Origin of the sequence: Herbidospora solisilvae, from assembly GCF_009901565.1 — a bacterium.
Classification (GTDB): Bacteria; Actinomycetota; Actinomycetes; order Streptosporangiales; family Streptosporangiaceae; genus Herbidospora; species Herbidospora solisilvae.
Window position 1 is genome coordinate 207,581 of record NZ_WXEW01000002.1, and the last position, 25,488, is coordinate 233,068.

General features: G+C 71.1%; 22 protein-coding genes. 15 read left to right on the forward strand and 7 right to left on the reverse strand.

Translation table 11 applies throughout. The features are described from left to right. Positions 1–36: 36 nt before the first annotated feature. From GT755_RS06655 to GT755_RS06705, 11 genes are read left to right on the forward strand one after another with little or no spacing between them, the layout of a single operon-like run. Positions 37–2,220: an AAA family ATPase gene (locus GT755_RS06655; protein WP_407929400.1), complete on the forward strand. Its 2,184-nt coding sequence runs from the start codon at positions 37–39 to the stop codon at positions 2,218–2,220. A gap of 59 nt (positions 2,221–2,279) precedes the next feature. Next, positions 2,280–4,025, forward strand: a complete 1,746-nt coding sequence (locus GT755_RS06660; RefSeq protein ID WP_161478847.1) for an ABC transporter substrate-binding protein — start codon at positions 2,280–2,282, stop codon at positions 4,023–4,025. After that, positions 4,022–4,951, forward strand: a complete 930-nt coding sequence (locus GT755_RS06665; RefSeq protein WP_161478848.1) for an ABC transporter ATP-binding protein — start codon at positions 4,022–4,024, stop codon at positions 4,949–4,951. Before GT755_RS06660 ends, GT755_RS06665 begins: the two co-directional genes overlap by 4 nt. Beyond that, positions 4,948–5,925 (forward strand): ABC transporter ATP-binding protein, encoded by a 978-nt coding sequence (locus GT755_RS06670; protein ID WP_161478849.1) that lies wholly within the window; start codon positions 4,948–4,950, stop codon positions 5,923–5,925. The genes GT755_RS06665 and GT755_RS06670 overlap by 4 nt, the downstream gene beginning before the upstream one ends. Then, positions 5,922–6,842, forward strand: coding sequence for an ABC transporter permease (locus GT755_RS06675; RefSeq protein WP_161478850.1), 921 nt, complete (start codon positions 5,922–5,924; stop codon positions 6,840–6,842). Before GT755_RS06670 ends, GT755_RS06675 begins: the two co-directional genes overlap by 4 nt. Before the next feature lie 3 nt (positions 6,843–6,845). Continuing rightward, positions 6,846–7,799, forward strand: a complete 954-nt coding sequence (locus GT755_RS40985; protein ID WP_161478851.1) for an ABC transporter permease — start codon at positions 6,846–6,848, stop codon at positions 7,797–7,799. A gap of 50 nt (positions 7,800–7,849) precedes the next feature. Next, the gene (locus tag GT755_RS06685; protein WP_202609735.1) at positions 7,850–8,794 is read left to right on the forward strand and encodes an ABC transporter permease; all 945 of its coding nucleotides are present in this window, start codon (positions 7,850–7,852) and stop codon (positions 8,792–8,794) included. After that, a complete protein-coding gene (locus GT755_RS06690; protein ID WP_161478852.1) occupies positions 8,791–9,663 on the forward strand; it encodes an ABC transporter permease in 873 nt (290 codons plus the stop codon). Before GT755_RS06685 ends, GT755_RS06690 begins: the two co-directional genes overlap by 4 nt. After that, complete coding sequence (locus GT755_RS06695) at positions 9,660–11,339, forward strand: dipeptide ABC transporter ATP-binding protein (RefSeq protein ID WP_161478853.1); 1,680 nt, start codon at positions 9,660–9,662, stop codon at positions 11,337–11,339. The genes GT755_RS06690 and GT755_RS06695 overlap by 4 nt, the downstream gene beginning before the upstream one ends. Further along, complete coding sequence (locus GT755_RS06700; RefSeq protein WP_161478854.1) at positions 11,336–13,009, forward strand: ABC transporter family substrate-binding protein; 1,674 nt, start codon at positions 11,336–11,338, stop codon at positions 13,007–13,009. Before GT755_RS06695 ends, GT755_RS06700 begins: the two co-directional genes overlap by 4 nt. 21 nt (positions 13,010–13,030) lie before the next feature. Beyond that, on the forward strand, positions 13,031–14,143 hold the full coding sequence (locus GT755_RS06705) for a DNA glycosylase AlkZ-like family protein (RefSeq protein WP_235966181.1): 1,113 nt from the start codon (positions 13,031–13,033) through the stop codon (positions 14,141–14,143). Here GT755_RS06705 and GT755_RS06710 read toward each other — a convergent pair. The 5 genes from GT755_RS06710 to GT755_RS06730 all read right to left on the reverse strand — a co-directional run bounded on the left by GT755_RS06710 (position 14,097) and on the right by GT755_RS06730 (position 18,184). Then, positions 14,097–14,948 (reverse strand): 5-oxoprolinase subunit C family protein, encoded by an 852-nt coding sequence (locus tag GT755_RS06710; protein ID WP_161479322.1) that lies wholly within the window; start codon positions 14,946–14,948, stop codon positions 14,097–14,099. The genes GT755_RS06705 and GT755_RS06710 overlap by 47 nt on opposite strands. Positions 14,949–14,977: 29 nt before the next feature. Continuing rightward, positions 14,978–15,565, reverse strand: coding sequence for a 5-oxoprolinase subunit B family protein (locus tag GT755_RS06715; RefSeq protein WP_161478855.1), 588 nt, complete (start codon positions 15,563–15,565; stop codon positions 14,978–14,980). After that, the gene (locus tag GT755_RS06720; RefSeq protein ID WP_161478856.1) at positions 15,562–16,302 is read right to left on the reverse strand and encodes a LamB/YcsF family protein; all 741 of its coding nucleotides are present in this window, start codon (positions 16,300–16,302) and stop codon (positions 15,562–15,564) included. The genes GT755_RS06715 and GT755_RS06720 overlap by 4 nt, the downstream gene beginning before the upstream one ends. Positions 16,303–16,312: 10 nt before the next feature. Then, a complete protein-coding gene (locus GT755_RS06725; RefSeq protein ID WP_161479324.1) occupies positions 16,313–17,815 on the reverse strand; it encodes a hypothetical protein in 1,503 nt (500 codons plus the stop codon). 126 nt (positions 17,816–17,941) lie between these two features. Beyond that, positions 17,942–18,184, reverse strand: coding sequence for a hypothetical protein (locus tag GT755_RS06730; RefSeq protein ID WP_161478857.1), 243 nt, complete (start codon positions 18,182–18,184; stop codon positions 17,942–17,944). A 170-nt stretch (positions 18,185–18,354) separates the two neighbouring features. On the opposite strand from GT755_RS06730, the gene GT755_RS06735 reads away from it, so the two are divergent. The 4 genes from GT755_RS06735 (at position 18,355) to GT755_RS06750 (ending at position 24,183) form a co-directional block, all read left to right on the forward strand. Further along, a complete protein-coding gene (locus GT755_RS06735) occupies positions 18,355–18,921 on the forward strand; it encodes an HhH-GPD-type base excision DNA repair protein (RefSeq protein WP_161478858.1) in 567 nt (188 codons plus the stop codon). 177 nt (positions 18,922–19,098) lie between these two features. Further along, positions 19,099–21,195 carry a SpoIIE family protein phosphatase gene (locus GT755_RS06740; protein WP_161478859.1) on the forward strand — a complete coding sequence of 699 codons (2,097 nt, stop codon included), beginning with the start codon at positions 19,099–19,101 and terminating at the stop codon, positions 21,193–21,195. A gap of 218 nt (positions 21,196–21,413) precedes the next feature. Next, positions 21,414–23,081 carry an RNA polymerase sigma factor gene (locus tag GT755_RS06745; protein ID WP_161478860.1) on the forward strand — a complete coding sequence of 556 codons (1,668 nt, stop codon included), beginning with the start codon at positions 21,414–21,416 and terminating at the stop codon, positions 23,079–23,081. 199 nt (positions 23,082–23,280) lie between these two features. Next, positions 23,281–24,183 (forward strand): hypothetical protein, encoded by a 903-nt coding sequence (locus GT755_RS06750; RefSeq protein ID WP_235966183.1) that lies wholly within the window; start codon positions 23,281–23,283, stop codon positions 24,181–24,183. Here the strand turns inward: GT755_RS06750 and GT755_RS06755 are convergent. Then, positions 24,173–24,904, reverse strand: coding sequence for a YaaA family protein (locus tag GT755_RS06755; RefSeq protein WP_161478862.1), 732 nt, complete (start codon positions 24,902–24,904; stop codon positions 24,173–24,175). The two genes, GT755_RS06750 and GT755_RS06755, sit on opposite strands and share 11 nt — an antisense overlap. Before the next feature lie 186 nt (positions 24,905–25,090). Beyond that, positions 25,091–25,321 (reverse strand): DUF7455 domain-containing protein, encoded by a 231-nt coding sequence (locus tag GT755_RS39260; protein WP_030454612.1) that lies wholly within the window; start codon positions 25,319–25,321, stop codon positions 25,091–25,093. Positions 25,322–25,488: the final 167 nt, after the last annotated feature.

The following is a 25,488-nucleotide window of genomic DNA, read 5'->3' on the forward strand; positions in this document are numbered from 1 at the left end:
GCTTCGGTGGCACTGGCCGCCGGACTCGGCTGGGATATGCTCTATACCTTTTTCGTCACGTTGACGATCCTGGCGTTCACGGTCCTGGCCCTGCATTTCCCCAGAGCCGCCGCGACGATGATCGTGGTCGCGGTGTGGACGCCGGTCTCGACGTTCACGCTTCAGATGGCCAACAGCCAGGCCGTGGGCACCCTCCTGCTCATTCCGATGTGGCTGCTGGGCTTCATCGTGGCGGCCATCGCCCATCTCATCCGCTGGGTGCCCCCGTGGCTGACCACCGCGCTGGCGCTGACCGCCGCGGCGGTCGCCGGCATGCTGCTGCGCCTGGTCAGCGACCCGGCCGCGCTCTACGGCGCCTACGGCGCCGCCTCCGTCGTGCTCGTGTGGCGGTTCGTGCTGGCCCGCCAGGCCAAGGCCCGGCAGGCGCCGCCCGAGGTGCCCGCCCAGCAGCGGGTGCGCGCCGGCGGCCCGCCGCCCCACCCCCACGCCCACGCCGACACCCAGACCAGGCCGCCGCAGATAACGGTCGAGCAGGCCCTCGCCCAGCTCGAAGGCATGATCGGCCTCGAACCCGTCAAGGAGCAGGTGCGCTCGATCGCGGCCTCCATCGAGGCGGCCCGGCTCCGCCGCGAGGCCGGGCTGACCTCCGACGCGCCGATGCGCCACTTCGTCTTCGTCGGCCCGCCCGGCACCGGCAAGACCAGCGTCGCCCGCAGCCTCGCCTCGATCTTCTACGCCTTCGGCCTGCTGGAGACGCCCTACGTCGTCGAGGCCCAGCGGGCCGACCTGGTCGGCGAGTTCCTGGGCGCGACCGCCATCAAGACCAACGAGCTCATCGACCGCGCCCTCGGCGGGGTGCTGTTCATCGACGAGGCCTACGCGCTCATCAACTCCGGCGACGGGCAGACCGACCGGTTCGGCCACGAGGCCGTGCAGACGCTGCTGAAGCGGGCCGAAGACGACCGCGAGCGGCTCATCATCATCCTGGCCGGATACGAGAAGGAGACGAACGCGTTCCTGGCCTCCAACCCGGGCCTGTCGAGCCGGTTCTCCACCCGCGTCCGGTTCCCCAGCTACCAGCCGGCCGAGCTGCTGGAGATCACCGAGGCGCTCCAGGCCAAACGCGGCGACCGGCTCGACCCGGCCGCGCGGCCGGTGCTGCTGGGGCTGTTCGACGACGTCCACCGGCGCGGCCTGGTCGACGAACTGGGCAACGCGCGGTTCGCGCGCAGCGTCGTGGAGGCGGCGGCGCAGGCCCGCGACGTGCGGGTGATCAGCGTCGGGGGAGCCCCCCGGGGCGAAGACCTGGTGACGACGACGGCCTCCGACGTGTCCAAGGCGTTCGGCGAGATCACCGCGCGGTTCCGCGGCTACCAGGCGACCCCCACGCTGGAGGACGCCCTGGCCGACCTCGACCGCATGGCCGGGCTCGAACCGGTGAAGCGGCAGGTCAGGGCCATCACCGCGCAGCTGCGGGTGGCCCGGATGCGCGAGGAGCAAGGGCTCCCGGTGCAGTCGCAGACCCGCCACTTCGTGTTCGTCGGGCCTCCCGGGACCGGCAAGACGAGCGTGGCGCGCATCCTCGGCCGCATCTTCTCGGCGCTCGGCCTGCTGGCCCGGCCCGACGTGGTCGAGGCGTCCCGGCCCGATCTCGTGGGGCAACATCTGGGCGCGACCGCGATCAAGACCAACGAGCTGGTCGACCGGGCCCTCGGCGGGGTGCTGTTCATCGACGAGGCCTACGGGCTGGTCAACTCGGGATACTCGGGTGGTGACGCGTTCGGGGCTGAAGCCGTACAGACCCTCTTGAAGAGGGCCGAAGACGACCGCGACCGGCTCGTCATCATCCTGGCGGGCTACGAACGGGAGATGGACGCCCTGCTGGCCACCAACCCCGGGCTGGGCAGCCGGTTCAACAGCCGGGTCGTGTTCCCGAGCTACTCGCCGCAGGAGCTCTCCGCGATCGCCGAGATGACCGCCGCCGACGCCGGCGACCGGTTCGACGCCGCCGCCACGCGTGACCTCAACGACGTGTTCGGCTACGTCTGCCAGGAGCGCCTCATCGACGGCCTGGGCAACGGGCGGTTCGCCCGGTCCCTCTACGAGCGGGCGGCCATGCGGCGCGACGTCCGGCTGGCCGCGCAGGGCAGCGCGACCTCGGCCGAGCTGACCACCATCACCGGCGACGACGTGCGGTCGGCGGTCGACGAACTGTCCTGACCGACCCTTGGCACGGGTTTTGCGACTCCATCGGTGGCGTGCTCACATGATGGAGTCCCATGAGGAAACGTGCCGGACTGCTGGTCGCGGCCCTCGCCATGGTTGTCGCAGCCTGCGGGGGCGGTCAGACCACCGCGACGGGGAGCGGGCCGCAGAAGGGCGGCATGCTCAGAGTCGTCGGCTCCGGCGACGTCGACCACCTCGACCCGTCGTCGTCCTACACGGTCGTCGCCTACAACCTCGGCCGCACCTGGACCCGGCAACTGGTCACCTATCCGGCCGGGAGCGGCATCTCGGTCGCCGGGACGGTGGTCCCCGACGTCGCCGCCGCGCTGCCGAAGGTGAGCGACGACGGGAGGACGTACACCTTCACGCTCCGGCCCGACGTCATGTGGAACACCAGCCCGCCGCGCCCGGTCGTTGCCGCCGACTTCGAGCGGGGGCTGAAACGGCTGGCCAACCCGGTGCAGCCGTCGGGCGGAATCTCCTATTACACGCAGACCATCGAGGGTTTCCAGGAGTTCTTCACCGCGTTCCAGAAGCAGCCGAAGACGGCCGCCGGAATGGCGAAGTTCATGAACTCCACCCGCATCAAGGGCGTGCAGGCGGTGAATCCGACCACGCTGAAGATCCAGCTCACCGCGCCCGCCAGCGATTTCCTCAACATCATGGCCCTCGGTTTCGCCTCGGCCGCGCCGGTCGAATACGAGAAATACGTGCCCGACGGGCCGGACTTCCGGCAGAACACCATTTCCGCCGGGCCCTACCAGATCACCACCTATTTCGCCGGCCGGCAGATCATGCTGGAGCACAACCCCGTGTGGAAGCAGTCGAGTGATCCGGTACGCCACCGCTGGGTCGACCGCATCCTCGTCACCCTGGGCCAGGACAGCCCCGACGTCGTCCAGCAGCAGCTGGAGGCGGGCGTGGCCGACCTGTCGTGGGACCAGCCGGTGCCCACCTCGGCCATCCCACGCCTGACCGGCAACCCGGACTACAAGGTCTACGAGGGCTCGACCCTGAACCCGTTCCTGGCGTTCAACATGCAGAGCCCCAACAACAACCGCGCGCTGGCCAACGTGAAGGTCCGGCAGGCGATCAACTACGTCGTCAACAAGGCGGCCATCGCCCAGATCTACGGCGGTACGAAGATCAACACCGTGCTCGACGGGGCGATCCCGCCGGGTTCCATCGGGTACGACAGCGCGGTCCGCCCCTACGCCACCCCCGGTGGCCGCGGCGACGTGAACAAGTGCAAGGCGCTGCTGGCCGAGGCCGGGGTCGCCAACCTGAACCTGCAGTTCCCCTACCGCACCAACGGCAACCACCCGAAGGTGGCCCAGTCGATCGCCGGCGACCTGACCAAGTGCGGCATCAGCACCCAGCTCATCCCGACCGCCCCCGACGACTTCTACGGCCGCTACCTGTCGAGCGTCCAGAAGAGCCGCGAGGGCAAGTGGGACATCGGCGCGCCCGGCTGGATCCCCGACTGGTACGGCAACAACGCCCGCTCGATCGTGGTGCCGCTGTTCGACGGCCGGAACTACACCGAGGGCTCGACGAACTACGGCGCCTTCAACGACCCCGCCGTCAACGACCTCATCACCCGGGCACTGACCGCCCCCGGCGTCGGCGAGGCCGAGGGCCTGTGGCGGCAGACCAACGCCCGCATCATGGCCGACGCTCCGATCGTGCCGCTGACCTCGCAGAACGTGCCGATCTTCCACTCGGCGCGGGTGCGCAACGCCCTCTACACGCCGCTCACCCAGCAGTTCGACTACACCCAGCTCTGGCTGGCGTCATGAGTCTCCTGGAGGTCGCGGACCTGCGCGTGACGTTCCCGACGCCCGACGGCGACCTGCGGGCGGTGCGCGGCGTGTCGTTCGAGGTGCGGGCCGGGCAGACGCTCGGCGTCGTCGGCGAGTCGGGCTCGGGCAAGAGCGTCAGCGTCCAGGCGCTCCTGGGCCTGGTGCCCGGGGCGCGGGTCGAGGGATCGGCCCTGTTCGACGGCGAGCAGCTGATCGGCATGCCGGCCGAGCGGCTGCGGCGCATCCGCGGCGCCCGGATCGGCATGGTCTTCCAGGACCCGCTCTCCAGCCTGCACCCGATGTACTCCGTCGGCCGGCAGATCGCCGAGGCGGTCCTGGTGCACCGCCGGGTCGGCAAGGAGCAGGCCTGGTCGGTGGCCCGGGAGCGGCTCGAACAGGTCGGCATCCCCGGCGCGCGGGCCCGCGACTACCCCCACCAGTTCTCCGGCGGCATGCGCCAGCGGGTGATGATCGCCATGGCGATGGCCCTCGATCCCGAGCTGATCATCGCCGACGAGCCGACCACGGCGCTCGACGCGACGGTCCGCGCCCAGATCCTCGAACTCCTCGGGCGGCTGGGCTGCGCTCTGATCGTCATCACCCACGACCTGGGCGTCATCGCCGACATGGCCGACGACGTCATGGTCATGTACGCCGGCAAGCTCGTCGAGAAGGCCGGCCGCCGGGCGCTGTTCCGCGACCCGCGGCATCCGTACACCAGAGGCCTGCTCAACTCCCTGCCCAAGGGCAAGGAGCGCCTCACGCCCATCGAGGGCCGCCCTCCGAGCCTGCTCAGCCCGCCGGGCGGTTGTCCGTTCCACCCCCGCTGCCCGGTCCGCATCCCGCGCTGCCCGATCGAGGAGCCGCCGATGATCGGCCCCGAAGACCACCCCGACGCCTGCTGGCTGGAGGAGGGCCGATGAGCCTCCTCGAGGTCTCCGACGTGCGGAAGTACTTCCCGATCAAGTCGGGCGTCTTCTTCCGGCGTGAGGTCGGCCGGGTGCACGCCGTCGACGGTGTCAGCCTGTCGGTCGAGGCCGGGGAGACGCTCGGCGTGGTGGGGGAGTCGGGCTGCGGCAAGTCGACGCTGGCCCGGTGCATGACCGGCCTGTACGAGGTGACCTCCGGGAAGATCACCTTCGACGGCGACATGCGGCGTGACGTGCAGATGGTCTTCCAGGACCCCTACGGCTCGCTGAACCCCCGCCGCCGGATCGGCTCGATCATCGCCGACCCGCTGGTCATCCACCGCGAGGGCACCGCCGCGTCGCGGCGCGAGCGGGTCAAGGAGCTGATGGCGCTCGTGGGCCTCAACCCCGAGCACTACAACCGCTTCCCCGCCGAGTTCTCCGGCGGCCAGCGCCAGCGTGTCGGCATCGCGCGGGCGCTGGCGCTGAACCCGCGCCTGGTCGTCTGCGACGAGCCCGTCTCCGCCCTGGACGTCTCCATCCAGGCCCAGGTCGTGAACCTGCTCAAGGACCTGCAGACCGAACTCGGCCTGACCTACGTCTTCATCGCCCACGACCTGTCGGTGGTCCGGTACGTCAGCGACCGCGTGGCCGTCATGTACCTCGGCAAGATCGTCGAGATCGCCCCGGGCGAGGAACTGTACGAACGCCCCCGGCACCCCTACACGGCGGCCCTGCTGTCGGCCGCCTCGGTCGCCGACCCCGACCGGCCGAGGGACCGGGTGGTCCTGCGCGGCGACGTGCCGTCACCGATCTCGCCGCCGCGGGCCTGCCGTTTCCATCCCCGCTGCCCGAAGGCGCAGGAGAGGTGCACGGTCGAGGAGCCGCTGCTGCTGGGAGACGGCCACCAGTGGGCCTGCCACTTCCCCGTGGAACCGGGCGAACACCTGCGGAGCGCGGAGCCGGGGCTTGAGGGGAGGGCCGGGTGAGTCTCACCGACGCCGCCTTCGAGGCGGAGCCCGTCCACGTCGAGGTCGTGCACGGCAAGGGGCCGTGGCGGCTGGCCTGGGAGCGGTTGCGCCGGGACAAGGCGGCGGTCGCGTCGATGGTCGTGATCGTGCTGGTCGCCCTGCTGGCGATCCTCGCGCCGCTGTTCGCGCTGATCACCGGGCACGACCCGCTGACGCAGTACCCCTCGACCGCGCTGACGCCCGAAGGGCTGCCCGTCGGGCCGGGTGCCGACTTCTGGCTCGGGGCCGACAGCCTCGGGCGGGACCTGTTCGTCCGGCTCGCCTACGGGGCGCGGATCTCGTTGCTCGTGGGCCTGAGCGCGACCGTGCTGGCCACGGTGTTCGGGGTGGTCGTCGGGCTGCTCGCCGGGTTCTACGGCGGGTGGGTCGACGGGGTGCTCGCGCGGGTGCTCGACGTCGTGCTGAGCTTCCCCTACCTGCTGGTCGCGATCGTGCTGGTCGCCGCCGTGGGGGCGTCGGTGCCGCTGACGATCTTCGTCATCGCGTTCTTCTCGTTCGCGGCCATGGCGCGGGTGGTGCGGGGGCAGACGATCGGGTTCCGGGAGCGGGAGTTCACCGAGGCCGTCCGGTCGCTCGGCGCCTCGCCGCTGCGGATCATGGTCATCGACGTGCTGCCGAACCTGGTCGCGCCGGTCACCGTGCTCGCCTCGCTGCTCATCCCGACCTCGATCGTCTTCGAGGCCACGCTCAGCTTCCTGGGGCTCGGGGTCGACCCGCGCACCCCGAGCTGGGGCGCCATCCTGGCCGACTCGACCGACTTCTACCGGGTGGCCCCCGGGCTGCTGGTCTTCCCGGCCGTGCTGCTGCTGCTCACCACGCTCGCGTTCAACCTCCTCGGGGACGGCATCCGCGACGCACTCGACCCCAGGAGGTGACCTGTGTGGCGCTTTCTCATCCGGCGGATCGTCTTCGGGATCGTCGTGTTGTGGCTGGTCGCCACCACGGTGTTCCTGCTGTTCTTCGCCGGCCCGGCCGACAGCGTGGCGCGGCGGCTGGCCGGGCCCCGCGCGCCCATCGAGGTCGTCGAGCAGATCAAGGACACCCTCGGGCTCGACCGGCCGCTGTTCACCCAGTACGCCGGCTTCCTCGGCGGCCTGCTGCGCGGTGACCTCGGGACCTCGTTCATCAGCCAGACGCCCGTCTCCACGCTCATCCTCCAGAGCCTGCCCGGCACGTTGTGGCTGGTCTTCGGCGCGGCCGTGCTGTGGATGATCATGGGGGTGGGCGGCGGGGTGATCTCGGCGACCAAGCCGCGCAGCCTGCGCGACCGCACGCTCACCGTGCTGGTCCTGGCCGGGATCTCGTTGCCGACCTTCGTGCTCGGCATCCTGATGATCTATCTCGCCCTGTCGGTCTTCCCGGGGTCGGGGCTGCAACCCGGCCCCTACATCTCCCCGTTCATCGACGTCGGGGCGTTCCTGTCGACCATGGTCATGCCGTGGGTCTGCCTGGCGGTGGTCCAGGCGGCGGTCTACGTGCGGCTGACCCGGGGGTCGATGCTCGACACGCTGGGGGAGGACTTCATCCGTACGGCGCGGGCCAAGGGGGTGCCCGAACGGTCGGTCACCTACCGGCACGGCCTGCGGGCCGCGCTGACGCCGGTGATCACCCAGTTCGGCGTGGACGTCGGGACCCTCCTCGGCGGCGTCGTCGTCACCGAATCGGTCTTCGGTCTGCAGGGGATCGGGCAGCTCATGATCCGGTCGGTGCGCGACGGCGACCTGCCCGTCATCATCGGCGCGGCCATCCTGGCCGCCGCGTTCATCGTGCTCGCCAACATTCTCGTGGACGTGGCGTACTCGTTCCTCGATCCACGCGTTCGGCTCGCCTGATTTGATCACGCTCTGCCACTACTCTGTGACGCGAGGTGGTGGTGGGAATCATGGTGCGACTGGTGAACTACACAGCGTTGATCGTCGTCGCCTCCAGCCTGGCGTGGCTGCTGGCCGCGGTGACGCTCGACCCCAGGGCCAACTACGCCGGCCGCACCCCCGCGCCGCCGGCCGCCGTGGTCGACGCCGCCCTGTCCGAGGTCAACCTCAACGACCGCGACCCGCTGCTCGACCGCTACCTCACCTGGGCCTCCGGCCTCGTGCGCGGCGACTTCGGCCGCACCTGGGACGGCCTCAGCGTCGGCGCCGACCTGGCCGAGCGCGCCGGGGTGACGCTCCGGCTGGTGACGGCGGGGCTGGTCGCCGGAGCGCTGATCGGGCTCACCGTGGGCACGCTGGCGGCCGTCCACCACCGCCGCTGGTTCGACCGGTTGTCGGGCGGGGTGGTGTTCCTGCTGCTGGCGGTGCCGGCGGTCGTGCTCGCCAACGTGCTGATCCTCGGCGCGATCTGGGTCAACGACACGACCGGCACCCGCTTTTTGATGGTCAGCGGCGAGACCACCACCGGCGGCCTGCTCGACCGGCTCGGGCATCTGGTGCTGCCCGCCCTCACCCTCGCGCTGCCGCTGGCCGCGGTCGTCAGCCGCTACCAGCGCAACACGATGCTCGACGTGCTGAACGCCGACCACGTCCGCACCGCACGCGCCAAGGGGCTGCCCCGGCGCACGGTCATCGTCAAACACGCGCTGCGGACCGCGCTGATCCCCACGTCGGCCTACCTGACCTTCACCTTCGGCGCGCTGCTGGTCGGCTCGACCGTCACCGAGACGGTCTTCGGCCGCCACGGCCTCGGGCAGCGCCTCATCGCCGCGATCCGGACCGGCGACGTCAACACCGTCGCCGCGATCACCACCGTGGCCGCCGTGGCGCTGCTGCTGTCGGCCGTCGCGGCCGACGTGCTCCAGCGGGTGCTCAACCCCGGGAGGGCCCGATGAGCGCGACGCTCCCCGACATCGCCACACCGGTCGAGACGCCCCCGCCGGCCCGGCCGAGGATGTTCTCGGCCACCGGCGTCGCCGGGCTCGCCCTGCTCAGCTTCCTGGCCGCGCTCGCCGTGCTCGGGCCGATCCTGGTGCCCTGGACGGCCGCCGACCGCGACTTCGAGGCCTTCCTGTCGCCGCCTTCGGCCGACCACCCCTTCGGCACGACCCCCTCCGGCGGCGACATCCTCGTCCTCACCCTGCTGGGCCTGCGCAGGTCGCTGCTCATCGGGCTCGTCGTGGCCGTCGCGGCGACGACCGTGGCGGCGCTCGTGGGGGCGTTCGCGGGCTACTTCCTCGGCTGGGTCGACCGCACCCTGATGTGGGTCACCGACCTGCTGCTGGTCATCCCGGCGTTTCTCGTCGTCGCGGTCGTCTCGTCGGGGCAGGACGACTGGATCGCCCTGGTCGTGCTGCTGGCGGCGTTCATGTGGATGGTGACGGCGAAGGCGGTGCGCGGGGCCGCCATCGCGGCGCGCGACCGCGAATACGTGAAGGCGGCCCGGTTCATGGGCGTGCCGTCGCATCGCGTCGTGCTGCGCCACGTCGTGCCCAACCTCGCCTCGCTGCTGGTCGCCGACGCCACCGTGAACGTCAGCGCGGCGATCCTCGCCGAGACGTCGCTGGCCTACTTCGGGTTCGGCGTGGTGCCGCCCGACGTGTCGCTCGGGTCGCTGATCGCCGACGGGGCGCCGACCGCGCTCTACGCGCCCTGGACCTTCTGGTGGGCGGCCGGGCTGCTCATCGCCCTGATCGTCGCGGTCAACCTGGTCGGCGACGACCTGCGCGACCGGTTCGACCCCTCCCTGCGAGCGTACGCATGATCGACGTCACCGACCTGTCCATCTCGTTCGGCACGACGCCGGCCGTGCGGAACCTGAGCTTCTCCGTCGCGCGGGGCGAGGTCCTCGGGCTCATCGGGGAGTCGGGCTCCGGGAAGTCGGCGACCGCGCTGGCCGTCATGGGGCTGCTGCCGCGCACCGCGTCCACGACCGGGTCGATCCGGCTGGACGGCGAGGAGCTCACCACCGCCTCCGAGAAGCGGCTGACCGCGCTGCGCGGGCGGGCGATGGCCATCGTGTTCCAGGATCCGCTGCAGGCGTTCACGCCCGTCCACCGCGTCGGGGCGCAGATCGCCGAGGCGATCAGGGCCCACCAGCGGGTGCCCCGCAAGGTCGCCGCGCGGCGGGCGGTGGAGCTGCTCGACCTGGTCGGCATCCGCGACCCCCACCAGCGGGCCAGGTCCTACCCCCACGAGTTCTCCGGCGGCATGCGGCAGCGCGCGCTCATCGCGATGGCCATCGCCAACGGCCCCGACCTGCTCATCGCCGACGAGCCGACGACCGCGCTCGACGTGACCGTCCGGGCCCACGTGCTCGACGTGCTGAAAACCGTGCGGCGGGAGACCGGCGCGGCGCTGCTGCTCATCACCCACGACCTCTCCGTGGTCGCCCGGGCGGCCGACCGCGTCCACGTCCTGCGGCACGGCCAGACCGTCGAGACCGGCACGGTCGACGAGGTGCTGCGCGCGCCGCGGGAGGCGTACACGAAGACCCTGATCGCGGCGGCGGAGGCCGGCGACCGGCCCGCGGCCGCGCGGCCGGTCCGGACCGTCCTGGAAGTCCGCGACCTGGTCAGGCACCACCCCGGCGTCAAGGCGGTCGACGGGGTCAGCTTCGACCTGCGCTCGGGCGAGACCCTCGGGCTCGTCGGCGAGTCGGGGTCGGGCAAGACCACCCTCCTCATGGAGATCATGGCGCTGGCCCGGCCGCAGCGGGGCCGCGTCACCGTGCTCGGCCGCGACACCGCCCACCTGTCCCGGCGCGACCGCCGGCGGGTCCGGCGCGACCTGCAGATCGTCTTCCAGGACCCGTCGGCCTCGCTCGACCCGCGCATGACCGTCGGCGCGATCGTCGCCGAGCCGCTCACCACCCACGGCCGCTCACCCGACCGGGTCCCGGAGCTGCTGGAGCAGGTGGGCCTGCCGGCGGCATACGCCGCCCGCCACCCCGTCCACCTCTCCGGCGGCCAGCGCCAGCGGGTGGCCATCGCCAGGGCCATCGCGCTCGACCCCGAGGTTCTGGTGCTCGACGAACCCGTCTCGTCCCTCGACCCGACCGTCCGCGCCGAGATCGTCGCGCTGCTGGAGGACCTGCGCGCCGAACGCGGCCTGTCCTACCTGTTCGTCGCCCACGACCTGCCGCTGATCCGGCGCGTGGCCGACCGCGTGGCGGTCATGTACCGGGGCCGGATCGCCGAGATCGGCCCGGCCCACCAGGTCTTCACCGCCCCCGGCCATCCGTACACGCGGGCGCTGCTGCGCGCCTCCGCCCTGCGCGACGACGACCCCACGCCCGCCACGGGCTGCCGTTTCCGCCCCCGCTGTCCCCTGTACGCCGAGCTCCCCGCCGCCCCGAGATCCCGCTGCGTCACCGAGGAACCCGAGATCAGCGGCGAATCGGGGGCCGCCTGCCACCACCATCCAGGAGAAGCACCGTGAAACGCGCATGCGCCCTGCTACTGGCCCTGACCACCGCCGCCTGCGCGGCCCAGCCGGGGACGCCCGGCGAGCAGGCCGCCCCGGTCACCGCCGCCGACCTCAACCTGACCCCGCGCGCCGAGGTCAAGACCGGCGGCACCCTCCGCTGGGGCCTGACCGAATATCCGGCCCAGTGGAACCAGAACCACATCGACGGCAACCACACCAACGTCAAGACCGTCATGGACGCCCTGATGCCCCGCCCGTTCCGCGCCGACGAACACGGGGTGCTCGCGCTCGACCCCGACTACGTCGCCGCGGCCGACGTGACGTCGACCTCGCCGAAGCAGGTGGTGACGTACACGCTGAACCCGAAGGCCCGCTGGTCGACCGGCCAGCCGATCACGTGGGCCGACTACGACGCCCAGTGGAGGGCGCTGCGCGGCAAGGACCCGGCCTTCCACGTCGCCAACGTCACCGGCTACCAGGACATCGCGTCGGTCGCCCGGGGCCGCGACGACTTCCAGGTGGTGGTCACCTTCGCGCGGCCGTTCGGCGATTGGCGGTCGTTGTTCGCGCCGCTCTACCCGAAGAGCGCGACCGCCTCTCCGCAGGCCTTCAACGCGGGCTGGGTCGGCAAGATCCCGGTTACGGCCGGTCCGTTCCGGTTCGGCGCCTTCGACACCCGGGCCAAGACGATCACGCTCAACCGCGACGAGAAGTGGTGGGGCGAGCCCGCCAAGCTCGACTCGATCGTGTTCCGCGGCCTGGAGTCCGACGCCCGCGTCGCCGCCTTCGCCAACGGCGAGCTCGACGTGTTCGACATCGGCCCCTCGGCGGCCGACCTCTCGCGCGCCAAGTCGGCCGAGGGCGCGGTGGTGCGCCAGGCGGCCGGTCCCGACTTCCGCCACTTCACCTTCAACGGCGAGAGCCCGATCCTCTCCGACATCCGGGTCCGCCAGGCCGTCGCCCTGGGCATCGACCGGGCCGTCATCGCCAAGAGCGACCTGAAGGGCCTCAACTGGCCGGTCACGCTGCTCGACAACCACTTCCTGATGAACAGCCAGCAGGGCTACCGCCCCAACGCGGGCGAGCTCGCCGGCCCCGACGCCGCCCGCGCCGGGGCGCTGCTCGACGCGGCCGGCTGGCGGATGAACGGCGCGGTCCGCCAGAAGGCCGGCAAGCAGCTCGACCTGCGCTTCGTCATCCCCTCGGGCCTGCAGCTCGCCCGTTCGGAGGGTGAGATCACCCAGGCCATGCTGGCCAAGCTCGGCATCAAGCTGACGATCGAGACCGTCCCGAGCAACGACTTCTTCACCAAGTACGTCATCCCCGGCAACTACGACATCGCGCCCTTCTCCTACGTCGGCACCCCGTTCCCGGTCTCGGCCTCCTACGGCACCTACGCCGACGGCGTGCGCTCCCAGGGCGACGACATCTCGTGGAACGCCAACCTCGGCCGCAGCGGCAACGCCGAGATCGACACGAAGCTGCGGGCGGCCATGGCCGAGCTCGACCCCGCCAAGGCGCTCAAGCTGATCAACGAGGCCGACCGGCTGGTGTGGCGCGAGGTCAACGTCCTGCCGCTCTACCAGCGGCCGCAGACCGTGGCCGTCGACGCCAAGCTGGCCAACGTCGGGGCCCGCGGGTTCCGCGACCTCGACTACGCCGACATCGGATTCGTGTCGTAGCCGTCCGATAGCGTGCGGGCCATGGACCTGACCTGGCCCCAAGTGCTGGCCTGGCGGCTCGGCCGCCAGTTCGTGACCTCCCCCGGCCCCGGCGTGGTGGCCGTGGCCGAACGGCTCTGCGGGGTGCAGGCCCAGGTCGCGTCCTCGGCCGAGCTGGCGATCTCGCTCCGGCTCGGCCGCCCGGCCGGGCCGGAGATCGAGCAGGCCCTCTGGACCGACCAGACCCTCATCAAGACGTGGTCGATCCGGGGCACCCTCCACCTGCTGCCGACCGCCTCGTGGCCGGTCTACCGCGCGGTGCTCGGCACCCTCCGCTACTGGGACAAACCCTCCTGGCACCGCGGCAGCGGCGTGTCGGCGGGCGAGCTCGACGCCATCATCGGCGCGGTGCCCCAGGCGCTCGCCGGAGGGCCGCTGACCAGGGAGGAGCTGGTCGACGCCGTGATCATGGTGACCGGCGACGAGCACCTGCGCGAGAAGCTGGCCTCCGGCTGGGGCCAGCTCTTCAAACCGCTGAGCTTCCTCGGCGAGCTCTGCCACGGAGTGCCACGCGGCGGCAAGGTGACGTTCACCGTGCCGCCGAGAGTGGGGGAGACGTCCCCGGAGGAGGGTGGCGTCGAGCTGCTGCGGGCCTTCCTGGGCGCCCACGGCCCGGCGAGCATGGCCGCCTTCGACGGGTGGTTGTTCCGAGGGCTGACCCGGCGCGCGGTCCTCCGCCAGTGGTTCGCCGACCTCGCGCCCGCGACGATCACCGTCGAGGGCGAGGAGCTGTTCGTCCTGCCCGAACACGTCGACGACCTGAAAGCGGCCCGCCCGTCCGAGGAGACCTTCCTGCTGGCCGGTTTCGACCAATACGTGATGGGCGCGCCCCGCGATCTGGAGCCCCTCCTGCCGGCGGCGGCGAAGGCGGCGGTCAGCAGAACGGCCGGCTGGATCTCCCCGGTCGTCGTCCACGGGGGCCGCGTGGTCGGCACCTGGGACGCCCGCGACGGCGTGCTGACCGCGACCATGCTGGAGGAGGCGCCCGGCGTGGAGAAGGCGGCCGAGAAGGTCGTCGCCGTCTGGGGCCGACCCTTCGACGTGGTGGTCAGCCGCCCCGGCGCGGCCGGAAACGGAGCAGGTCGCCCGGCCTGAGCTGGGCCACCTTCGGCAGGTCCGCCGTGGTGACCACCCCGATGACCGGATAGCCCCCGGTCGGCGGATGGTCGGCGAGGAAGACGATGGGCTGGCCGTCCGGCGGCACCTGGATCGCGCCCGCGACCATGCCCTCACTCGGCAGTTCCCCGGTCCGCGCCCGCCTGAGCGCCGTCCCGGCCAGCCGCGCCCCGACCCGGTTGCTGTCCTGGCTCACCCTGTACGCCCCCGCGCACAACGTCGCGAAGGCGTCGCCGGTGAACCAGTCGTCCCGGGGCCCGCGCACGACCTCGACGACCGGGCCGGCCGAGATCGGGCGCTGCGGCGCGACGTCGGCGTGCAGCCCGGACATCGGCTCGCCCAGCTCCAGGACCGTTCCCGCCGTCAGCGGCGGCGGCCCGAGCCCGGACAACGAGTCGGTCGACATGCTGCCCAGCACCGGCGTCACCTTGATCCCGCCCCGGACCGCCACATAGGTCCGCAGCCCCTCGTAGGGCACGCCGATCTCCAGCGACCGCCCGGCGGCCACCCAGAACGGCGCCCACATCCCGCCCGGCGACGCCTGGACCGGCGCCCCGGTCAGCGCCACCCACGCGCCGCGCCCGAACCTGAGCACCGCCCCGCCGAACGTCAGCTCGATCGCGGCGGCGTCCTCCGCGTTCCCCACCAGGCGGTTGGCCAGCCGCAGACTCGGCAGGTCGGCCGCCCCAGAACGGGGGACGCCGAGATGGGCGTAACCCCGCCGTCCGAAGTCCTGGACGGTGGCGTAGGGCCCCGGAGCGATGATCTCAACGGCCGGAGCCATGCCGGAGATCTCGTGATCTGGTCGTTCGGTCACGTGGCGACCATCCTGACCCGGGTGCCCGGCTTGAGCAGGGCGGGGGAGTCGCTCGTCACGTCCCACACCGAGAGGGTGGTGTGGCCCAGCAGACGCCAGCCCCCCGGCGAGGCGGCGGGATACACCGCCGAGTAGGCCCCGGCGATCGCCACCGCCCCGGCCGGCACGGCGGTCCGGGGGCGGTCGAGCCGGGAGACGTGGAGGGTGGGATCGAGGCCCACCAGGTAGGCGAACCCCGGGGCGAAGCCCAGCCATCCGGCCACGAACTCCGAGGCCGTGTGGCGGGCGATCACCTCGTCGGCGGAGATCCCGGCCAGGGCCGCGACGTCGGCGAGGTCGGCGCCGTCGTACACGACCGGGATCTCGACCGTCTCCCCGCCCACGTCGGGCATCGGGGCGTGGTCGAGCTGCTCGATCAGGGGGATGAGCTGGTCGGCCCGGCCGCCGACCACCAGCACCGTCTCGGGCCCCGGCACGATCTCCTCCACGTCGGTGAGCAACCGCAGGCGGGCGTCGAGCCGGTGGGAGGCGGCCAGCGAGCCGGTCTCGACGAGCAGGGCGTGCTCGCCCACACGCCGGATCACGCGAACGCCTCCACCGTCACACCCACGCCGACGAGCGAGTCGTGGACGGCGCGCGCGAGGCGTACCGCACCCGGGGTGTCGCCGTGTACACAGATCGACCGGGCCTGCACCTCCACCCGCGATCCGTCGACGGCGGTCACGACGCCGTCGCGGGCCATCTGGATCGCGCGCGCGGCCACCTCGACGGGGTCGTGCAGCACCGAACCGGGTTCGCGCCGCGACACCAGGGTGCCCTCAGGGGTGTAGGCACGATCGGCGAAGTACTCGGTCACGGTCGGTATCCCCATCCCCTGTAACACCGACCCCGGCACCGTCAGCACCGGCAGCGGGCCGTAGTCGGCGACCGCGTCGGCCACGGCGCGTGCCTGGACGGGATCCCAGACCACCCGGTTGTAGAGCGCTCCATGGGGCTTCACGTAGGCGACCCGGCCGCCGACCGCCCGCGCGATCCCGTCGACCGCCGCCAGCTGGTAGAGGACCTCGGCCCGCAGTTCCTCGGCCGGCACGTCCATCTCCCGCCGCCCGAACCCCGCCAGGTCGCGGTAGGAGACCTGCGCGCCGATCGTCACGCCGCGGGCGACCGCCGCCTCGCACACCCGGCGGATCGTCAGGGGATCCCCCGCGTGGAAGCCGCAGGCCACGTTGGCGCTGGTGACGATCTCCAGGAGAGCGTCGTCGTCGCCCAGCTTCCAGGCCCCGAACCCCTCGCCGAGGTCGGCGTTCAGGTCGATCCTCATGATCCCCAGCCTAGAGGGGCGGCTCGTCGGGAATGTCGGCGATGTCGTCGAGGGCGGCGGCGAGCTCGTCGGGGTGGTCGCCGATGCGCTCGGCGATCTCGATCAGCACGTGTAAGACGTCGTGGCGGTCGTGGCCGAGGTCGATCAGGCGCTGGGCCGCCTCCCACATCTGGGGCGGGTCGCCGTCCCAGAGGCGCTTGGCGATCTCCTCGTGCCAGGCCAGGTGTTCGGCGAAGTCGGGGCGCGACAACTCCCCGGTGTGGTCCATCTCCAGCAGGATCCGCCGGTCGGCCTCGTCGGCCGGGTTGAGCCGGTCGAGCTCGACGTCGCCGTACGTGCCCTGGAGGACCGGGAACACGAACGCCCGCCGCGCCAGCGCGGACAGGTCGCCGTCGGGGAGGAGCCGTTCGACCAGCTCGCGGTCGAGCCCGAACGACGTCGGGTCGCGGTAGGCCACGCCGAACCGGGCGGTCGCCTCCCAGACGGCGTCGAGCGTCGCCCGGATCGCCTGGTCGGGCAGGCCGATGCGCGAGCCCGCGAAGCGCACCCAGGCGGCCAGCACGTGGGGCATGGCGTCCTGCTGCGCCGGGGTCAGCATGATCTTGCGGGGCAGCCAGTCGAGCAGGAACGTCTCGCACTTGGCCGGGCTGACCCGATGGGGACGGCCGAAATCCTGGTCGCAGCCGTAGTCGATGATGTGGTCGGCGCAGCGCGAGGCCGCCGACGGGTCGCTCAGGTTCTCGGCGGCGTCGCTGGCCAGGAACTCGGCCGCGAGCATGGCCCGGCGTTCCCTCGTGTAGGGCGCCTCGCTGTGGGCCGGGGCCGGGCGCTTGCGGCCGGGAGGCAGCGCCTTGATCCGGGAGCGCGCGAAGGCGTGGTAGGCGGAATAGCTGTCGCTGACGACCTTGGGCGCCTTGCGGTCGTAGGCCTCTTCCCTGGCCGCCTTCATGGCGAACTCCAGCAGCGCCCGCGCCTGCTGCGGCTCGATCTCCTCGAACCGGAGCATCGGGTTGCCCGCGGCCTCCAGGCCGGCCTGCTCCAGCAGCTTGTCGACCTGCGTGGAGACCCAGGCGTCGCGGGCCATGCCGCGCATGTTGTAGTCGACGACCAGCACCAGGGCGTGGGTGTCGTCGCCGTTGTAGGCGAAGGTGCTGACCACCGTGTCCTGGTCGCCGTAGATGTCGCGGGAGACGTAGCAGCCCTGCGGCTTCACCGCGCCGACGCGGTCGGCCCAGCCGGGGCGGGCGACGTCGGACTCCATGAGGGCCAGCGCGGCGCCCTCGGCCTTGGCGGCCTGCCGGGCGGTGCCGAGGTAGGCGACCGAGATGAGCAGCGTGAGCGCGGCGGGGGTGCCCGCCTTGGCGGCGTAGTCGACGAGGCCCTCTCCGAGGATCTGCTCCACGTCGCCGCCGCGAAGCCGCTTCCCCCACCAGGCGCCCAGCATGTCGGACACCATGAGCTCGGCGTCCAGCGGACTCCTGACGGCGAGGAGCTCGCGGGCCGCGAGGAGCATCTCCGCGAAGACGTCGTCCGGCGGATTTTCCCGGGGATCTCGTCTCCGTCTTCGACTCACTGTTCTACCTTCTCGCATTACGACGCCAAAAGGCACCGTAACGCGGCCCGGTGACTACCCCGTTATTTATCTCCTGCTCGGAGGCGCGGAGTTGACCAGGGCGAGAAGGTGCTCCCGGGCGATGCGTTCGATGCTCACGGGAGTGACGTCGACGCCGAGGTGCTCGGTGCAGGCGCAGACGTCGTCGACGCACCGTTCGACGGTGACCAGGGGGACGGTGATGAATTCCTCGGCGAGCCGTGCGGTGACGGCCTCACGTGTTCCAGCGCGTGTTCCGGCGGCTGTGGAGCTCGTGGCGAGTGTAGGCATGGAGGCAGGCATCCTCGCTGAATGTGGGAATTCCGGTGCTCGGTGGGGCACCGGTTGTCGGGCGAAAGTGCCGTCTCTCATTCCATAACTTTCCGCGCTGGTGTCAACCCTCCGCGTGGTTTTGTTACATGAGCCAAACACACCAGGGTGACGCGTGCGAAGCTGGAAACATGTACATCCGGCTAACACAGCGTCCCGAGGCCGACGAACTCCTCGGGCGCAGTGGCCTGGCCCTGCTCGTCGGCATGCTGCTCGACCAGCAGATCCCGATGGAATGGGCGTTCCAGGGTCCCTACACGATCTCCGAGCGGCTGGGCCACGACCTCGACGCCCGCGAGATCGCCGCGATGGACCCGGAGGCCTTCGCCGCGATACTTTCGGCGAAACCGGCCGTGCACCGTTATCCCGGCTCGATGGCCGGGCGGATCAGGCAACTGGCGGCCCATCTGGTGGACCACTACGATGGCGACGCCGAGCGGGTCTGGACCGACGCGGGCAGCGGAGCCGAATTGCTGCGCCGCCTGACCGGCCTTCCCGGGTTCGGCAAGCAGAAGGCGCAGATCTTCCTGGCGCTGCTGGGCAAACAGCTCGGCGTGCAGCCGCCGGGCTGGCGCGAGGCCGCGGGGGCTTACGGCGAGGAGGGGGCGTTCCGGTCGGTCGCCGACGTGGTCGACGCCGGCAGCCTCGCGAAAGTGCGGGCGACCAAGCAGGAAGCGAAGAAGGCCGCCAAAAAGTAAGTGAGATCTTGCTGCGCGAGGTGGCGCTTTTTTGACAGGATGCGTTGACCGCATGCCGGGCGGGGCTTCCGTCCGTGCGTGCCCATCGCCGATGATGTAGGGCAGAACTGCGCTACTCAATACAGTTATGGAGATGTGCCTCGTGGGAGACCCTGGCACGCGACGGAGGTGCCGACCATGAGCGCCGAAACCTCCGTGCCCCGTCCCCGGGAGTCGGGTTTGGACATCTCAGACTCTGCCCTGTTCAAGGGCCTCATGGCAGAGGCGCCGTACGCCTTCGCCTTCTTCGACACCACTGGCCGTTTTGTCCGTGTCAACTCCACCTTTACCGAGCTGACGGGGCTCGCTGTCGACCGGCATATCGACCGCCTCCCCGCCGACATCCTGTCGGCCGACCTGGCCACCGTGATCGACTCCGCCCTGCGCAGGATCAACGACGACCGTCTCCCCGTCACCGACCAGCGGCTGCGCACCCGCGCCGAGAACGGCGACGCCCGCCACTGGACCATCTCGTTCTTCCCGCTCCACGACGACGAGGGCGCCGCCATCGGCACCTCCCTGTTCGGCGTCGACCTCACCGAGCGCCAGACCACCGAAGAAGACCTGCGCCGCAGCGAGGAGCGCTACCGCTCGCTCGTCGAGTCGCAGCAGCAGCTCGTCTGGATCACCTCGCCCAGCGGCGCCGTCGTCGAAGACGCCCCGCAGTGGCGCGCCATCACCGGCCAGGGGCTGGAGGAATACCTCGCCCACGGCTGGCTCGACGCCGTCCACCCCGACGACCGCCCGGCCGCCGAGGAGGCCTGGCGCGAGGCCCTGCGCGGCCGGACGATGTTCGAGTGGAGCTACCGCGTCCGCACCCGCGCCAGCGGCTACCGCGACTTCGAGGTCCGGGCCGTGCCGATCATCCGCCACGGCCGCGTGGTCGAGTGGGTCGGCGCCAACTCCGACGTCACCGCCCAGCGTGAGGCCGAGGAGATGCGGGGCCGGCTGACCGACCAGCTCGGCGCCGCCGCCCTGCGCACCGCCCGGCTCCAGGGCGCGACGGCCATACTGGCCGAGGCGCTCACGGTCGAGCAGGTCGTCCAGGTCATCATCGACGTCGGCCGCACCGCCCTGGCCGCCGACCACTCCGCCGTCGCGCTGCTCGACCCCGACCGCGGCACCCTCAAGGTGATCAACTCCGGCGCCATCCCCGACGCGGGCGGCGCCCCCGGCGAGGACATCTCGCTGTCGCGCTCCAGCGTGATGACCATGGCCGTGAACAGCCGCCGGCCGGTCTTCGCCGAGTCGCCCGAGAGCCTGCGCGCCCAGCTCACCGACGCCGGCGGCGAGACCGATCAGATCAACGGCTTCCTCGCCCACACCCAGGAGCGGGCCTGGGTGGGCCTCCCGCTGCTGGCCGCCGGACGCGCGCTGGGAGCGCTCCGTTTCTCCTTCACCCGCCCCCAGAAGATCTCCCAGGAAGACGGGGTGTTCCTGGAGGCCCTGGCCGGTCAGTGCGCGCTGGCCGTCGAGCGGGCCACCCTGTTCGAGCGTGAGCACCGCACCGCCGAGACGCTCCAGCGCAGCCTGCTCCCCGAGCGGCTGCCGGTCGTGCGCGGCCTCGTGCTGGCCCAGCGGTTCCGCTCGGGCTCGCGCCACGTCCAGGTCGGCGGCGACTGGTACGACGCCTTCGTGCTCCAAGACGGCCGGGTGGCCGCCGTGGTCGGCGACGTCATGGGCAAGGGCGTCAAGGCCGCCGCCGGAATGGGCCGCATCCGCAACGCGATGCGCGCCCTCGCGCTGACCAACCCGCCGCCCGCGGCGGTGCTCACCGGCCTCGACCGCGTCTTCGAGGCGACCGAGGAAGAAGAGCAGGTCACAACGCTGGCCTACATGGTCGTCGAGCCGACCACGGGCGAGGGCACCCTCGCGCTGGCCGGTCACCCGCCGCCCCTGCTGGTCTCACCGCAGGGCACCGCGATCCTCCAGGAGAGCGACCAGCCCGGCACCCCGCTCGGGTGGGCCACCAGCCGCAAGCAGTTCCGGTTCGCCGTGCCGCCCGGCCACACGGCGGTGCTCTACTCCGACGGTCTCGTCGAAAACCGCAAGCGGGGCCTGGACGCGGGTCTGCGGGAGCTCTCCGCGGTCGTCGCCGAAGCTCCTGAGGAGATCTTGACAAGTCCCCATATGTTGCTTGATTTCCTGGTGGACCGGATGTTGTCCGGGTATGAACAGGATGATGACGTCACGGTGCTTGCGGTTCATGTCCCCGCTGCCACGAAGAGTGACTGAATGAATCAGTCATAAGGGTTGCTTTCGGGTATCGGTGACCGGCTTCCGTACGCACCAGTGTCTCGGTCGGCCTAGGGTGGAGGGCAACCGGCCGGAGGTGGCCGTACGGGGTGTCGCGGCGTGCCAGAATGGTTTGTCGCCCTCCGCGCGGCCTCGCCATCGGAAAAGAAGCAACCACCTGGGTCCATTCTCGCCATGCGTTCGTTCGAGAGGTGTTCGTGTCGCCTGCAAGTTCGACTCGCTCGAAGCCGTCGGAGCTGAACGAGCCAGTGATTCAGCAGCTCCTCGAGCGTGGGCGCTCGCAGGGTTTCCTCGAAGCCGAGGATGTCCGCCGGGCGGTCGAGGAAGCGGACATTCCGGTACCGCAAGTCGCTGGAATCCTGCGCAGCCTCAGCAAAGAGGGCATCATCGTCAGGCTCACCGCCGAAGACTCCGCGGGGCCCAAGAAGGCGAAGCCCCCCGCGAAGAGCCGTGCCAAGGCCGCGCCCGTCAAGAAGACGTCCACCAAGGCCGCCGCCGCCAAGGAGTCGCAGCCCGAGACCGTCACTGCCGTGGTGACCGATCCGGCGCCCGCTCCGGCCGCGAAGAAGCCGGCCGCCAAGAAGGCCGCCCCGGCTGCGAAGCCCGCCGCGTCCGCGAAGAAGACCGCCCCCGCCGGGAAGCCCAAGGCCGATGCGCCGGCCACGGGTCCCGCCGCCCCCGCAGGTAAGGCCGAGCCGAAGCCCAAGTCGGCCGACCTGTCCGAAGACGACGACGACATCGAAGACGTCGACATCGAAGACTTCGACATCGAGGACATCGAAGACGTCGAGGTCGACGTGGAGAGCGAGGAGTCCGAGGGCGAGGGCGACTCCGAAGAGGAGACGACCGACGAGCCCAAGGGCGCCGAGGTCGTCGCCAAGGTCGAAGAAGAGGTCCTGATCCTCACCGACGACGACGATGACGCCCCCGTGGCGCAGGTCGCCGCCGCCGGCGCCACCGCCGACCCGGTGAAGGACTATCTGAAGCAGATCGGCAAGGTCCCCCTGCTCAACGCCGAGCAGGAGGTCGAGCTCGCCAAGCGCATCGAGGCCGGCCTGTTCGCCGAGGAGCAGCTGGGCGCCGACGGTGACCAGCTCCCCGTCGACGTCCGCGCCGAGCTCGAGTGGATCGCTGAAGACGGCCGCCGGGCCAAGAACCACCTGCTGGAGGCCAACCTCCGTCTGGTGGTCTCGCTGGCCAAGCGCTACACCGGCCGTGGCATGCTGTTCCTGGACCTGATCCAGGAGGGCAACCTCGGTCTGATCCGCGCCGTCGAGAAGTTCGACTACACCAAGGGCTACAAGTTCTCGACCTACGCCACGTGGTGGATCCGGCAGGCGATCACCCGGGCCATGGCCGACCAGGCGCGGACCATCCGCATCCCGGTCCACATGGTCGAAGTGATCAACAAGCTGGCCCGCGTGCAGCGCCAGATGCTCCAGGACCTGGGCCGCGAGCCCACCCCGGAGGAGCTGGCCCGCGAGCTCGACATGACCCCCGAGAAGGTCATCGAGGTCCAGAAGTACGGCCGCGAGCCGATCTCGCTGCACACCCCCCTCGGCGAAGAGGGCGACAGCGAGTTCGGTGACCTGATCGAAGACTCCGAGGCCATCGTCCCGGCCGACGCCGTCAGCTTCACGCTGCTCCAAGAGCAGCTCCACAGCGTTCTGGACACCCTGTCCGAGCGCGAGGCGGGCGTCGTCTCGATGCGGTTCGGGCTGACCGACGGTCAGCCCAAGACCCTCGACGAGATCGGCAAGGTCTACGGCGTGACGCGTGAGCGCATCCGCCAGATCGAGTCGAAGACGATGTCGAAGCTGCGTCACCCGTCGCGTTCGCAGGTCCTGCGCGACTACCTCGACTAACGGATATCCGTAAAGACGGCCCGGTGCGCATATTGCGTGCCGGGCCGTATTTACGTTCTGTTTTTACGCGGGCGTAACATGAAAGTTGCGCCTCGCCAACTCCTCACTTCTATGCTGCCGCCCCATGGGAGTAATCGAAGTGGATCGAGCACGTGCTCGGGGGCCACGAGTGATCCCGGACCGCCCATGGGCGGACATCATGCTGGACGAGGCGGTTCTGGCCGTTCAGCGCCGTAACGTCGAGGCGGCCATCCCCCTCCTGGCCGCTACCAGAGGCGATCCCGAGGTGCGCGCCCTGCGGGTCGAGGCACTCTCGCGCGCGGCGATCGGAATGAGCCGCGGCATCGAAAGCCTCATCGCCCGCGATCAGTCGAATCCCGATTTATGGCTGTGGCTCGGCCGGACCCGAATCGAGGAAGCGTTCGAGATAAAACCCGAAGTGAAGGCGCGGGCCGTGCAGGCCCGCCGGCTGGAGGCCTACCACTCCGCCATGGAGTCGGCCCGCCAGCCGCTCGTGACCGCGGCGGGGCTGATGCCCGCCGATCCGGTCCCGTGGGAGTCGATGCTCTGGCTCGCCGTCGGCCTCGAACGGCCGCGCAGCGACAAGGACTCGGTCTGGTACGAATGCGCCCGCCGCTGGCCGACGCTCTATCCGGCCAACGTGGCCCGGCTGATCACGCTGTCGCCCGGCTGGGGCGGCACCGCGACCGAAATGCTGGAGTTCGCCCGTACGGTGGTCGCCCACGCCCCCGAGGGTAGCCCCCTCCCCGCCCTGATCCCCCTGGCCCACTTCGAGAACGTCGCCGCCGACCGCACTCCCATGTCGCGTGGCGCCTGGTTCAGTTTCGACGCGCAACGGGAGATCGTCGCCGCGGCGGGCCAGTGGTCGCAGCGCCGGATCGGGCCCGCCCACCCACGATCGATCGAGGCCCACAACGCCTTCGGGGCCGCGTTCTTCCTGTCCGATCTGCGACGTCCGGCGAGGGGACATCTCACGCGGACGGGCGGCCGGTTCAGCAGGCTGCCGTGGTCACACCTCGGCGGGGAACCGGAGAACCAGTTCCAGCGAGCCTGCCACAAACTGAACGTGATCACGAACTGAGCACCACGTCGAGCCTGCCCGGGTGGAGCTCGACGGCATGACCGAGCCGGGTCAGCAGGTGGGCGAGCTCGCCGGCGTCCTTCGCCGAGGCGGGGCTCTCCACCAGCGACCGGGCGATCTGACCCCGGGTCAGTTTGGCCATGTGGCTGACGACGGTTCCGTCGTGCCTGAGGACCCTGACCGCGACCGTCTCCCTTCTGGGCTTCCAGGCCGCCGCGTAGGTCGACGACCGGAGGTCGACCACGAGGCCCGCGCCCTCGTCGAGGACCGGGGCGAGGCTGGGCCTCCAGAACGCCGCCAGGCCGCCGACGGGCGGGAGGCGGACCCCCATCGAGAGCCGGTAGGGCGGGACCCGGTCGCCGAGCCTGAGCGCCCCCCAGAGCCCCGAGAAGACGACGATTCGCTTCGTGGCGCGGGCCCTGGCCTTGGAGTCGAGTGTGGCGAGGCTGAGGGCGTCGTAGAGGACCCCGGTGTAGAGGTCGGAGACCTTGACGGTGCGGGCTGATCGCAGGCCGCGGTTGCGGCCGACCTCGTCGGCGAGGCCGGGGGGCAGGCCGAGGACCTGGTGGGCCTGCTCGGGGGTGTGGCAGAGGTCGATGAGCGCGTCGAGGACCTTCTCGCGGGAGGAGGTCAGCTCGGGGAAGCTCAGCGAGTCGAGATCGACGGGACGACCCCGGCCGGAGGCCGCCTTGCCCTCCGAGGGCGGCAGGAGGATCAGCACGCGCCCAGCCTAGGGGGAATCCGAACGTCGTCGCGGCGGGGGAGTGGCGCGGCCGGTCGGCGCCGGATGCGGGGGGTATGGGGGCGGCGGGCGGTGCCGGGGTGGGCGGAGCCGTAACGGAGAAAAGACGACGGCGTGACCAGGGAGAGCCTGGTCACGCCGTCGCCGTCGATTTCGGCCGCCGGATCACCGCTCGTCGGGAGCGGCGGAGGCGGGGGTTGAACTGAGTCGGGCCGACTCGTCCTGGATCTCAGCGCCCTTGTCGCGCAGTGCGGCCACGTGCTGTCGGCCGTGGTGTGCGCAGAACAGGAGTTCGGCGCCTACCGGAAGAGTCGCGCGAATGTAGGCCTGAGCGCCGCATCGGTCGCAGCGGTCTAGGGCGGTCAGCGGCTTGGTGGGGGCGAGAGCTCCAGTCACGTATCGCCTTTCGGGTCACCCCGTTGACCGGGGATGTTGGCGTCACAGTCACTTGGGACAACATCTAACCGGATGCGGGCGTTCCCAATCACCTCCTGACTACGCCGAGAGCGGAATGTTCCGAAAGGTGACGTGGATCACACCGCAGGTAACGAGAAGCCCTCGAC